We start from the raw sequence: 12,011 nt of genomic DNA on the forward strand, positions 1-12,011 counted from the left end.
TCACGGGTTTGCCTGCCTGCCAGACGCTGTTTTTTCGGCTTCCTCCTTTTCGAGCACCGTGTAGGCGACTTTGCCGACCAGGGTTTTCGGCAGCGTCGCGCGGTATTCGAATTCAAAGGGCATAGCGTATTTGGCAATATACTTCTTACAGTGCTCAAGGATTGACGCTTTCACGTCGTCTGTTGCCTGAAGGCTGTCTTGCAGGACGACGAATGCCTTGACCTTCTGCATCTTATACGGGTCGTCAACGCCGATGACACAGCATGTCAAAACCTTTTCGTGCGCGTTAATCGCGTTTTCAAGCTGAGAGGGGTAAATGCTGTAGCCCGAGGTAATGATGAGGCGCTTTAGCCGCTGGCGGAAATAGACGAAGCCGTCTTGATCCATCATACCGAGGTCTCCTGTATGCAGCCAGACGGCCCCATCCGAGTGACGTTGGCGTACTTCCGCCGTCTCCGACGGATTGTTGGCATATCCCGCCATTACCGTCGGCCCTGTCAGGCATATCTCACCGATTTCGCCGGGCGGGAGCGTCTCGGCCGTCCCCGGCCGGACGATTTTGTAATACATGTCCGGAAACGGAATGCCGATGCTGCCCTCCCTGTAATCATCACGCGGCGTTAGACAACTGGCCGTCACACACTCCGTCAGGCCATAGCCCTCCCTGACCTGAACAGCGGCGCCGTGCGCTTTTAAAAAGGCGTCCACCTTGTGCTTGAGCGCGACGGACAGCGTATCACCGCCGCAGAACACGCCCTCAAGCTGTGACATATCGAGCCTCTCTAAGCCGTCGATTCTTAAAAGTGCCTCAAACAGCGTCGGGACACCGGCGATGTAATGAGGCTTATATTTTTTCAAAAGCGCCAAATATCCCGCGACGGTGAATTGCGGCACGAGAACACCGGTGACGCCGTGCGTCAGCATTGTGTGAATACAGACGCCGAGACCAAAGCCGTGAAAGATCGGCATGATTGCCAGCATTTTATGACCGGGGACAATGCAGTTGCCGGCAGCGCCGGTCTGCAGCGCCAGGGCGTTGAAATTCCTGTTCGTCAGGAGAATGCCCTTCATCGTCCCCGTTGTGCCACCGCTATATAAAATGGCTGCGAGATCACCACCCTGACGCGCGGGAAATTCCGGTTCAGCATCGCTTCCCTTTTCCAAAAAGTCTTTCCAGCGCAAGACAATGCCGCCCGTCGGAACGCGTCTTATTTTCCGCCCTTTAGAAAGTCTGTATGATGCCTTTCGATACCCATTCAGCCCGTCCTCAATGCCGGTGACGATGAGTGTTTTGAGCCTCGTTCTGTGCGCAATGGGCGCCAACGTCGGATAAAACTGGTCAAGCGTCAGGGCGGCAACGCTGTTACTGCTGTTTAGGAAAAAGACAAGCTCTTCCGCCGCCGATAGTGGATGCACCATATTGGCAACAGCCCCAACTCTGTTGATCGCGTAAAAACATACAAGCGCCTGCGGGGTATTCGGCATACAAACGGTAACACGGTCATCCGGCCTGATCCCGATGGCGAAAAGCGCCCGGGCACAGGCGTTGATTTCATTTGCCAATTCACCATATGTCGTTCGGCAGCCAAAAAAATCGAGGGCGTCGGTGTTTGCATACGTCTTTGTCGCTTCAAGCACTAAAGCGCTCATCGAACAGTCCGGATAGTCGAGATGATGCGGGACGTCGCCGAAAAATCGGAGCCACGGTGCCGGTATCGTCATAAGTCCTCCAAAAAAACGTGGTATACCGCCTTTTCAGGTAGTATACCACATGGATGTTTATTTTAAAAAGGAGCTTTGCTGCGCCGTCAGCCAGCTTTTCTGATCTCACCGCGGACGTCGGCCAGCGTTTTAACCTCTTTATGAATGATCGGCTTCCACTCAACCTTTTTAAAGAGTGCGGCCAGCGCAATCGGCAGATACGTCGCAAGGAAGATTGGGAATGTGAAGAGATAAAGGATTTTGTGAACCGGCTTGCAGTGAATCTGTTTCCATTCAGACGCCACGGTTACAATACCGATGACCAACAGGAGCAAATAGCCGTCAAGGCACGTTATAAGCAGCGAATAAAAGACCTCCGAGACGTCCTGCCCAAGCAGCCCGTAAGCAATGGCGGCGACAAAGTTGCACAGAACACCGGTCATCGTCAGGAAGATGGCGGGCATAATCGTCATCGTCATGTCATAGCTGGCAAAGCTGCGGCGCGAGAAGATCGACTTAATAAGCGACGAGCCGTGCTTGCGGAAAACCTGCAAAAAGCCCTTCGCCCAGCGCAGGCGCTGCCGCCAGGACTGGCTGAAGGCCGTTGGCTGCTCGTCGTACAAAACGGCGTTCTTGCAGTAGGCAATCCGGTCGCCGTTGATAACGCTGCAAATAGTAAATTCGATATCTTCCGTCAGCAGGAAGAATTTCCAGCCGCCGTGCTTTTCTATTATCTCGCGGTGGAGCAGAAAGCCCGTTCCAGAAATGGCACAGCTTGTACCGAGAATCATACGAGAATTGTTGAGATACTTTGACTCGCGGAGAAACCAGAGCGAATAGCCGGCGGAAATCCAGTTATCGGCATAGTTTTTGGAATTTCTGTAGCTTGTAATGATTTTATGCCCCTGAGAAAACGTCTTGTTCATCTCGGCAATATAGTTCTCGTCGAGCAGATTGTCGGCATCAAAGACGAAAAAGCCGTCAAATTCTTCTCTGTTGTAATCTTCATCGATTTTTGTCAGCAAATAATCCAGCGCGTAGCCTTTGCCGACCTCAACCTTGTTAAAGCGTTCGTAAACAACGGCGCCCGCCTCTCGGGCAACACGCGCCGTTTCGTCCGTACAATTGTCGGCGACGACAAAGACGGTCACAAGCTCGGCTGGATAGCTCTGCTCGCCAATATTGTCTATCAGCTGTCCTATGACGTTTTCCTCGTTGCGCGCCGAGATGAGAACGCCGAATCGGTGCATAACCACAGGCTTTGTCTGTGGCTTGTGTTTTTTGATAAACGGCACCAGCACATAGAAAAACTGATACATATAGACGATGGTGAACGTAATCGATATGATAAAATTAATAAGGCCTATTGTATGCATTGTTTACTGCTCCTTTAGGTAAACATCCTTAAATAACGAACAAACATAAATTAACACATCTATATTTATACCTCTATTTCTCGAAATAAACAATGGTATTAATCAAATCTTAATATTTTCTTAATAATTAGATAAATTTATCGGCTAATTTTGGCCGCTTTTTTGTTAAAAATGTAAAATTCCAGCCGTCGGTGCTCAAATTATCAGTCAAAACCACCGCCACAGATGCCTAATTGTGAACGAAATTAATAGTTATGTAGGATCTGCCGACTCAAGCATCTGTCACTCAAATCGTGCTTTACACGAGCATTTCGCTAAAATCCGCCGTCATTCGGCATCAATATATGGAATTATGTGGATAATTCTGTGTGTTTGTTGATAACACGCGGGTTGTGCCGATGCCCTCCGTGTATTGATTATCTGCCGGATGTCCATTATAATAACTTGCATCAAGCAATATTTTATTTGTCCAGCGCACAGCGGTGCCGCAGGTGCATCTTTGCCCGCATGAAATTGAAAGAAGGTGTGACGTTGACAGCAAACGTATTGAACCTGAATAACCTTCGCCTGGCCGTCTTGATTGACGCCGAAAATGTGCCGCGCAACTGTATCAAAAGCGTCATGGAGGAGATCGCGATCTACGGGACGCCGACCATTAAGCGCATTTACGGTGACTGGACGAATCCGTCCATCGCCGGGTGGAAGCACTCCCTTTTGGAAAACGCCATTACGCCCATTCAGCAGTACAGCTACACCTTCGGCAAAAATTCGTCGGACTCGGCCATGATTATCGACGCGATGGACATTCTCTACACGGAAAAGACAGACGGGTTTGTCATCGTCTCCAGCGACAGTGACTTTACGCGGCTTGCCATCCGTCTGCGTGAGGCGGGCCAGCGCGTTATCGGCATTGGTGAAATGAAGACACCAAGTCCCTTTATTGCCGCGTGCGATAAATTCACGTATATTGAGGTCATCCGGGCCAACGCCGTAGAAGTCAAGGCCGCCGGGGAGGAGCAAAAGCCCGTTGAGAAAACGCGCTCAAAACAGCCGCTCCCATCCAAAACGCGCGGCAGCAAGGTTCCGGAGGATGTGATTCAGATTATTGCCGACTCGATTTCTGATTTGGCCGTTGATGACGACTGGGTCTTTATGGGCGAACTCGGTAACCTCATCTTGAAGAAACAGCCGGATTTTGACCACAGAAATTTTGGGTTTAAAAGTCTGTCCTCCCTCATAAAATCGATTGATCGCTTCGATGTCGATTTTCGCCAGACGACGGATCCGAATATTAAGCACCCCTATGTCCACGACAAAGAGTCCTGACGTCAGGGGCAGATTTTTCTTCGCCGCACCGCGGCTGAAAGTCGGTTTATGAAAACATGCAAAAACCGCCGCCGTGTCGGCCTCGTTTTCTTCCTTCTCATCTGTCTGTCCGTCTCTTATTTGTTTTACGACAGCAACACGAGCCTCGTAACAGATGCGTACAGCCTTTATTTTGAAAATCTCCCACCGTCCTTTGACGGTTACAGAATTGTTCAGCTCTCCGATATTCATGCGGCCGTTCTCGGTCAAAACAACGCAACGTTACTTGCCGCCGTCCAGAAAGCCCGGCCCAACATCATCGTTATAACCGGCGATTTAATCGACAGCAAGAACGATTTGCCCATTGTCAGCCCGCTTGTTCAGGCCCTCACAGGCATTGCTCCCGTCTATTTCGTCACCGGCAACCACGAGTGGCGCTCGGGAGCCCTAAACAGCCTGCTCAGCGTCTTGACAGCGCGCGGTGTGACCGTTTTCCGAAACAGCTTTGTCCGGCTGACCGTCGGTGAAGAATCAATCGTTCTGGCCGGTGTTGACGACCCGAACGGTCCTGCGGATATGAAAACACCGGAAGCGCTTATGTCGGAAATCCATGCGCAGGTCGGCGACCCGTTCGTTATCCTGCTCGCGCACCGAAATGACGCGCTTGCCCGGTATGCCAGCTTAGGTATCGACCTCGTGCTGAGCGGGCACGCACACGGCGGCCTTGTCCGCCTGCCGCTGACGGACGGCCTGATCGGCCCGAGCAGAGAGTGGTTCCCCAAATATACTAGCGGCGTTTATACTGACGGCGCGACGCAGATGCTCGTCTCCCGCGGCATCGGCAACCGGACGGGGTATCCCCGTCTTCTGAACAATCCCGAGCTCGTCGTTGCCATCCTCCGGCGCACAAAATAATATGCACATTTCTAAAAGGCGCAACATATGATGAAGTTATCAGCATTTTAGGAGTGAGCGTATGCGACATCACATAACCCGCTGCAGCGGCGAGGACTCTCTGGATATTGACGACCTGATTTACGGCGATACGGGAACCGTCCCGAGCGAACGCCTGACAGGTTGGCCATCCCCGCTTTAGTTGCCATCACGCCGCTGCCGGCAACATGTTTTTTCCCCATATACATCTTATATACAAATGAAAGCGCGGTCAGACAATGATAGAATTTGATGATTACAAAGTAAAGATTAACGCCTTAAAGCCGGTTTTAACCGGCCTTGGCGAGGCCCTGAAGCTCGACGATGCCGAAGCGGAAATCGAAAAGCTGGAAAGTGAGAGCGCCGCCGACGGATTTTGGTCAAATATTGAAAACTCCCAGAAGGTCCTGCAAAAAATCAAGCAGCAGAAAAACAAGGTGGCAGGCTATAAAAAGCTGGCTTCCCGCTGGGATGATCTGCTGACGCTGTGCCAGATGGCGATTGAGGAGAAGGACGAGAGCCTTCTTCCGGAGCTTGTGGAGGACTTCAACGCATTTGAAAAGGACCTTGAAAACGCGCGGCTATCAACGCTCTTGTCGGGCGAATACGATGGTTGCAACGCGATTTTGTCTTTCCACGCCGGTGCCGGCGGCACCGAGGCACAGGATTGGACGGAAATGCTTTATCGTATGTATACACGCTGGGCCGAACGCCATGGTATGAAATACAAAATCCTTGACTATCTGGACGGCGAGGAGGCCGGCATCAAATCTGCCTCTATTGAAATTGAGGGCGAAAATGCCTACGGTTATCTGAAGAGCGAGGGCGGCATCCACCGCCTTGTCCGCATCTCACCGTTTGATTCCTCCGGCCGCCGCCACACATCTTTTGCCGCCGTCGAGGTCGCGCCGCTGATTTCCGACGATATTGAGGTCGATATCCGCCCCGAGGACTTAAAGGTTGATACGTACCGCTCCTCCGGTGCGGGCGGCCAGCACGTTAACAAGACGGAGAGCGCCATCCGCATCACGCACATCCCAACCGGTATCATCGTCGCCTGTCAGATGGAGCGCAGCCAGCATCAAAATCGCGAGGTCGCTATGCGCATGCTCCGCTCCAAGCTCGTTGAGATTAAAGAACGCGAACATCTTGATAAAATCAGCGATATCAAAGGTGAGCAGATGAAAATCGAATGGGGCAGTCAGATCCGCTCCTATGTCTTCATGCCGTACACGCTCGCTAAGGATCACCGGACCAATTTTGAAAACGGGAATATCAATGCCGTTATGGACGGCGATATCGACGGATTTATTAACGCGTATCTCAGTATGAAGGCCGGGGACAAGGCATTGTCTTAACGATTGCACGCCGGTTGTTTCACGACAAAACTAGTGCCTTTCTGACAAATGCTCCTATTTACACATTCTGTTAATTGTTGTATGATAATGACACAGCTTATCCAATGGCATGAGGATGCCAACCGTCCCTGGCCTCGGCGGAGGCGCTCGGACATAAGCTCATATCTTTATCCCACAACCCTTTCTTTGGCGAATCGCTTGGCGGTTCGCCTTTTTTTGCCTATTGGGAGCGTTTATGTTTGTTGAAATGCGGCTTGTCAAAACAGACTAAACGGGCGTATACTATTTATCATCCCTTTTATCCCTGCGTTATTACCGCAAATACCTGCCATCACACCGAAAGCCGGTGATCCGTTTTGAATCCCACCTCCTTTCCCTTCTTAAAAAAACGCCTGCTCCTTGTTACCGGTCATTACGGCAGCGGAAAGACGGAGTTTTCCGTCAGTCTCGCCCTGAAGCTGGTACTGGAAAACATGCGTGGTGACGAGCGCCTGGCCCTTGTCGATCTCGATATTGTCAACCCGTATTTTCGCTCGCGTGAGCAATCGCAGCTGTTGGCGGACGCGGGTATTGGCGTTTACGGCGGCATTTACAAAACAGAGATTACGGCGGAGCTCCCGGAGCTTGCCGCCGATATCCGCGCCCCGCTGGAGGACAAGCACTGCCGCGTGATTCTTGATGTCGGCGGAAATGACAGTGGTGCCAAGGTTCTCAACCAGTTTAAAAAATATTTTACACAAGAAGCGGCGGCGGTCGTCGCTGTTTTGAATTTCAACCGGTTTGAGACACGTGATATTGGGCGTGCCGAAGCCCATATCCGCGCGATCGAAAATGTCACCGGGCTCACTGTTGAAGGGATCGTGAGCAACACGCATCTGCTGCGGGAGACAGTGGCGGAGACGATTATACACGGCTACCGTCTGAGCACCGAGCTCTGCGAAAAAACAGGTATATCGCTTTGGTGCGTCTGTTATCCTGAACAGCTCGTTTCCAGAGAGCAGTTAAGCGGAATCCCCGCTTTCCTCATGCCTTTGGGCCTATATATGCGCCCAACCTGGCTGGATCGGTGATGCCAGCCGGTTTTTCAACTTGTTAAACAACCGAAAGGAGCAAAGATATGGCTAAATTTCTCGTCCAGTTCAACAGCGACAAGTGCAAGGGCTGCGAACTTTGCCGCGCAGCCTGTCCAAAAGGGATCATCATTATGAGCGCCACTCTGAACAACAAGGGTTTCGCACCGGCTACCGTCGCCGAGCAGGATGCATGCATTGGATGCCAGTCCTGCGCCCTCGTCTGTCCGGATGGCGCGATTGCCATTTTTCAAGAGGAGGCGTCTCAATGACAGAAAAAGTTCTTATGAAGGGAAATGAGGCTTTTGCCGAAGCGGCCATCCGTGGCGGCGCCCGTTTCTATTTCGGATATCCGATCACACCGCAGAGCGAAATTCCCGAATTTATGTCGCGCGAGCTGCCGAAGCGCGGCGGAACTTTCCTGCAGGCTGAAAGCGAGCTTGGTGCTGTCAATATGGCCTACGGCGCCGGCGCTGCCGGAGGGAGTGTGTTTCTCTCGTCCTCGTCACCCGGCATCGCCCTGATGCAGGAAGGCATGAGCTTTTTGTGCTCGGCGGAGGTTCCCGTCGTCATTCTCAACGTTTCCCGCGGCGGCCCCGGCATCGGCGGTATTCAACCTGGGCAGGCAGACTATTTTCAAGCTACGCGCGGCGGCGGCAACGGTGACTATAAACTTATCGTCTTTGCGCCCGCCAGCATTCAAGAGGCCGTTGACCTGATTTATGAATCCGTGGCGCTTTCCGACGCGTGGCAGAACCCCATTATGATTTTTGCCGACGGTATTATGGGCCAGATGATGGAGCCCATCACGCTGCCCCAAGCGCGCCCCTTTATCGAAGAGGCGGACATCGCGGCCAAAAAGCCGTGGGCCATTGTCGGTTATGGCAACGACGACGGGAACAGGCGTGTCGTTAAATCCCTGCGTATGCAGCCTGATGAGCTGGAGGCACACGTTGAAAAGCTTTTTAAAAAATATGAGCAGGCCAAAACAGCGCTCTGCCGTTACGAAAGCACCAATGTTGCCGACGCTGATATCGTTTTTGTCGCGTTCGGTACGGTCGCCCGCATCACGAAGGAAGCCATCGACATCCTCGAGGCGCAGGGCATTCGCGCCGGTCTCATCCGCCCCATCTCCCTCTGGCCGTTCCCATACGGCGCTTTCGACGAGGTTGGCAGCAAAACGACGGTCGTCATTTCCGCCGAGCTGTCGATGGGCCAGATGATCGACGATGTCAAGCTTGGCATTGGCGGCCGCAAGCCCGTTCGGCTCATTCACAGGACGGGCGGCATGATCCCAACATCCATTGAGATTGCCGAGCGGGCCAAAAAGATTTACGAAGAATTACGCTAGCAGATGGAGGGTAACATGAAATCTGTCTTTACATATACGAACGGCATGACGCCGGTTGACACGAGCTACTGCCCCGGCTGTACACATGGCATTGCGCACCGTCTCATCATGGAAACGCTGGAGGAAATGGGAAAGCTCGGCGAGGCGATCGGCGCCGCCCCCATCGGCTGCAGCGTACAGGCCCACAAATTTATGAATGTCGATATGTGCGAGTCGGCACATGGCCGTGCGCCCGCCGTTGCGTCCGGTATTAAACGCGTCCATCCCAATAAACTCGTATTCACCTATCAAGGGGACGGCGACCTTGCGTCCATCGGTATGGGCGAAATCGTCCACGCCGCAGCACGCGGCGAAAAAATCTGCACCTTTTTTATCAACAACTGCATCTATGGTATGACGTCCGGCCAGATGGCCCCGACAACGCTCGTCGGCCAGAAGACGACAACGTCGCAGGATGGCCGTACCGTCGAACAGGCCGGTATGCCGATTAAGATGTCCGAACTGATAGCAACGCTTGACTGTGCCGTTTACGTTGAGCGTGTTGCGCTCGATACCCCGGCTCACATCAGGCTTGCGAAAAAAGCTGTCCGGCGCGCGTTTGCGGTGCAGGAAAAGAAGCTCGGCTTTGCCTTCGTGGAAATGCTATCAACCTGTCCGACGAACTGGGGTCTGACGCCGCCTGATTCCATGAAGTGGCTTGCCGATAAGATGATTCCTTTCTACCCGCTGGGCGTATTAAAAGAGCCGGAGGACATCCAATGAGGACACATAAACTGTTTTTTGCCGGTTCCGGCGGTCAGGGTATCCTGCTGATGGGCCAGATGGTCACATACGCCGCTATGCTGGAAGATAAATCATCAACCTTTTTTCCGTCATACGGCCCGGAGATGCGCGGCGGCACCGCCAATTGCACCGTCGTCGTATCCGACAAAGAGGTCAGCTGCCCGCTGATTTATGAAGCCGACGCCCTTGTCGTGATGAATCTGCCGTCACTCATTAAATTCGAATCAATGGTCAAACCCGGCGGCGTGATCCTTGTGAACACCTCCATCGTCGACCAGCCCGTCAAACGCACAGATATCACGGCCATTGCCATACCGGCTAACGACATTGCCATCGAGCTTGGCAACGCGAAGGTCGCCAACATGGTTATGCTCGGCGCGCTCGTCCGCGCAACGGGCGTCGTCAGTGAAGCATCGATCGAAAAGGTCATGCAAAAAACATTTACCGGCAGCAAGGCCAAGCTGATTGACCTGAATATGAAGGCTTTCCGATATACCGATAAAGGAGAATCAAAATGACTTATAATTTTTCCATACAGAGAACGACAGCGCCGAAGCCGAAGCCGGACCCCGATACGCTTAAGTTCGGCAAAACGTTTACGGACCACATGTTTATTATGGACTACTCGGCCGACAAAGGCTGGCACGACGGAAAAATCGTCCCCTATGGCCCGATTTCGCTCGAACCGGCCGCGGCCGCCCTGCATTACGCTCAGATGATGTTTGAAGGCCTCAAGGCCTATAAGACGCCAGACGGCACAATTCTGCTCTTCCGCCCTTATATGAACGCCCGCCGGACTAACAGGACAAACGAGCGCATGTGCATCCCGCCGCTTGATGAGGAGCTGTTTGTCGAGGCCATTCGTGCGCTTGTTGATGTAGACCGCGACTGGATTCCGGAAAAGCCCGGCACGTCGCTTTATATCCGCCCGTTTATTTTTGCTGACGAGGCTTTTCTCGGCGTCCACGCGGCAACCCATTATAAATTCATGATCATCATGTGTCCTGTCGGCCCATATTACGCCACAGCCGGAGGCGCCCTCCCGGCGACGAAAATTTTTGTCGAAGAGGAGTTTGTCCGCGCTGCGCCGGGCGGTACCGGATTTGCCAAGGTCGGTGGCAATTACGCCGGGTCCTTGAAGGCGCAGACGAAAGCCAACGCGCTTGGCTGCGAGCAGGTGCTGTGGCTTGACGCTATCGAGCACAGCTTTGTTGAAGAAATCGGCACTTCAAACGCCTTTTTCGTCATTGGCGACGAGGTGATCACCGCCCCGCTCGGCGGGACGATTCTCCCCGGCGTCACACGCGATTCCGTTATTGCGCTTCTGAAAAAGTGGGGCCTGACGGTTTCGGAGCGCCGCCTGCGCATCGAAGATGTTATCAAAGCGTCCTCTGATGGCAGTCTGAGGGAAGTCTTTGCAACGGGCACAGCCGCCGTTATTTCTCCAGTCGGTACGCTCGTCTACAAGGGAAATGACGTTTCAATCGGCGGCGGCGTTGTCGGCAGCCTGTCAAACAAGCTTTATGAAACACTTTACGGCATCCAGACAGGGAAGCTCCAGGACGATATGGGCTGGACAGTTCCCGTTTAATCCGCGAAAAAAAGACGGCGGTTTTGCAAATGAAATCGGTACAGCTTGCAGACATCTCCTGGCACGTGTTGGGTGAGCAGTTGTGTCCGATCTCAGTTTAAGAAGCGGCAAAACCATCCGAGCGATTACGCTCTTCCACGGCGTGCCGGCCTTCCCGTCTAGACAAATGGGGAATTTGCGACCTGCGGGTATAATATAATGAAGGGCAACTACAAAATGCCTCATGCGACGGCGGGCTGCACACGAATGACCTGACGTTCACACCCAGTAGGTAATTATCGCATTACCTGCCGGTTTAAAAGCTTGGCCTTCAGAAGGCCGCCGCTATCGAAATGGCTTAACGCCGCCGTACCGCCGAAAACAGGGCATAACGAGCCGCCGCAGCGCCATCGTTATGCCCTTCTATGTCTCCCCAAAACCTGATTAAATGCATCGGCAAAGCTTGCCCCTTGTCAGCTTTCCAGAACATTTTACATCGATGGGGTGGACAGGCGGCGATGTTTCCGATAATATAGAGGATGTTGAGAACGCCGAGCGGCGCCC

At 52.9% G+C, this 12,011-nt stretch carries 11 protein-coding genes; 9 read left to right on the plus strand and 2 right to left on the minus strand.

What is annotated here, in order from left to right; genetic code table 11:
- A complete protein-coding gene (locus tag IZU99_10300) occupies positions 1–1,722 on the minus strand; it encodes an AMP-binding protein (protein UOO37617.1) in 1,722 nt (573 codons plus the stop codon).
- An 86-nt stretch (positions 1,723–1,808) separates the two neighbouring features.
- Complete coding sequence (locus IZU99_10305; GenBank protein UOO37618.1) at positions 1,809–3,077, minus strand: glycosyltransferase family 2 protein; 1,269 nt, start codon at positions 3,075–3,077, stop codon at positions 1,809–1,811.
- Between the two features lie 507 nt (positions 3,078–3,584).
- Between IZU99_10305 and IZU99_10310 the strand changes: the two genes are divergently transcribed.
- The 9 genes from IZU99_10310 (at position 3,585) to IZU99_10350 (ending at position 11,468) form a co-directional block, all read left to right on the plus strand.
- Positions 3,585–4,403 carry an NYN domain-containing protein gene (locus tag IZU99_10310; GenBank protein ID UOO37619.1) on the plus strand — a complete coding sequence of 273 codons (819 nt, stop codon included), beginning with the start codon at positions 3,585–3,587 and terminating at the stop codon, positions 4,401–4,403.
- Positions 4,404–4,451: 48 nt separating this feature from the next.
- A complete protein-coding gene (locus tag IZU99_10315) occupies positions 4,452–5,297 on the plus strand; it encodes a metallophosphoesterase (protein UOO37620.1) in 846 nt (281 codons plus the stop codon).
- Between the two features lie 257 nt (positions 5,298–5,554).
- Complete coding sequence (gene prfB, locus IZU99_10320) at positions 5,555–6,673, plus strand: peptide chain release factor 2 (protein UOO37621.1); 1,119 nt, start codon at positions 5,555–5,557, stop codon at positions 6,671–6,673.
- Between the two features lie 356 nt (positions 6,674–7,029).
- Complete coding sequence (locus IZU99_10325) at positions 7,030–7,743, plus strand: ATP-binding protein (GenBank protein ID UOO37622.1); 714 nt, start codon at positions 7,030–7,032, stop codon at positions 7,741–7,743.
- A 47-nt stretch (positions 7,744–7,790) separates the two neighbouring features.
- Complete coding sequence (locus IZU99_10330; protein UOO37623.1) at positions 7,791–8,015, plus strand: 4Fe-4S binding protein; 225 nt, start codon at positions 7,791–7,793, stop codon at positions 8,013–8,015.
- Positions 8,012–9,094 (plus strand): 3-methyl-2-oxobutanoate dehydrogenase subunit VorB, encoded by a 1,083-nt coding sequence (gene vorB / locus IZU99_10335; protein UOO37624.1) that lies wholly within the window; start codon positions 8,012–8,014, stop codon positions 9,092–9,094. The genes IZU99_10330 and vorB overlap by 4 nt, the downstream gene beginning before the upstream one ends.
- Positions 9,095–9,109: 15 nt before the next feature.
- The gene (locus IZU99_10340) at positions 9,110–9,856 is read left to right on the plus strand and encodes a 2-oxoglutarate oxidoreductase (GenBank protein ID UOO37625.1); all 747 of its coding nucleotides are present in this window, start codon (positions 9,110–9,112) and stop codon (positions 9,854–9,856) included.
- Positions 9,853–10,395, plus strand: a complete 543-nt coding sequence (locus tag IZU99_10345; GenBank protein UOO37626.1) for a 2-oxoacid:acceptor oxidoreductase family protein — start codon at positions 9,853–9,855, stop codon at positions 10,393–10,395. Before IZU99_10340 ends, IZU99_10345 begins: the two co-directional genes overlap by 4 nt.
- Complete coding sequence (locus IZU99_10350) at positions 10,392–11,468, plus strand: branched-chain amino acid aminotransferase (GenBank protein UOO37627.1); 1,077 nt, start codon at positions 10,392–10,394, stop codon at positions 11,466–11,468. Before IZU99_10345 ends, IZU99_10350 begins: the two co-directional genes overlap by 4 nt.
- Positions 11,469–12,011 lie beyond the last annotated feature (543 nt).

The sequence above is a fragment of the Oscillospiraceae bacterium CM genome, from assembly GCA_022870705.1.
Lineage (GTDB): Bacteria > Bacillota > Clostridia > Oscillospirales > Oscillospiraceae > Sporobacter.

Coding starts and splice junctions, on each gene's coding strand:
- IZU99_10305 (UOO37618.1), bottom strand. CDS start 3,077: ATGCATACAATAGGCCTTATTAATTTTATCATATCGATTACGTTCACC.
- vorB (UOO37624.1), top strand. CDS start 8,012: ATGACAGAAAAAGTTCTTATGAAGGGAAATGAGGCTTTTGCCGAAGCG.
- IZU99_10330 (UOO37623.1), top strand. CDS start 7,791: ATGGCTAAATTTCTCGTCCAGTTCAACAGCGACAAGTGCAAGGGCTGC.
- IZU99_10350 (UOO37627.1), top strand. CDS start 10,392: ATGACTTATAATTTTTCCATACAGAGAACGACAGCGCCGAAGCCGAAG.
- IZU99_10315 (UOO37620.1), top strand. CDS start 4,452: ATGAAAACATGCAAAAACCGCCGCCGTGTCGGCCTCGTTTTCTTCCTT.
- IZU99_10310 (UOO37619.1), top strand. CDS start 3,585: ATGAAATTGAAAGAAGGTGTGACGTTGACAGCAAACGTATTGAACCTG.
- IZU99_10300 (UOO37617.1), bottom strand. CDS start 1,722: ATGACGATACCGGCACCGTGGCTCCGATTTTTCGGCGACGTCCCGCAT.
- IZU99_10345 (UOO37626.1), top strand. CDS start 9,853: ATGAGGACACATAAACTGTTTTTTGCCGGTTCCGGCGGTCAGGGTATC.
- prfB (UOO37621.1), top strand. CDS start 5,555: ATGATAGAATTTGATGATTACAAAGTAAAGATTAACGCCTTAAAGCCG.
- IZU99_10340 (UOO37625.1), top strand. CDS start 9,110: ATGAAATCTGTCTTTACATATACGAACGGCATGACGCCGGTTGACACG.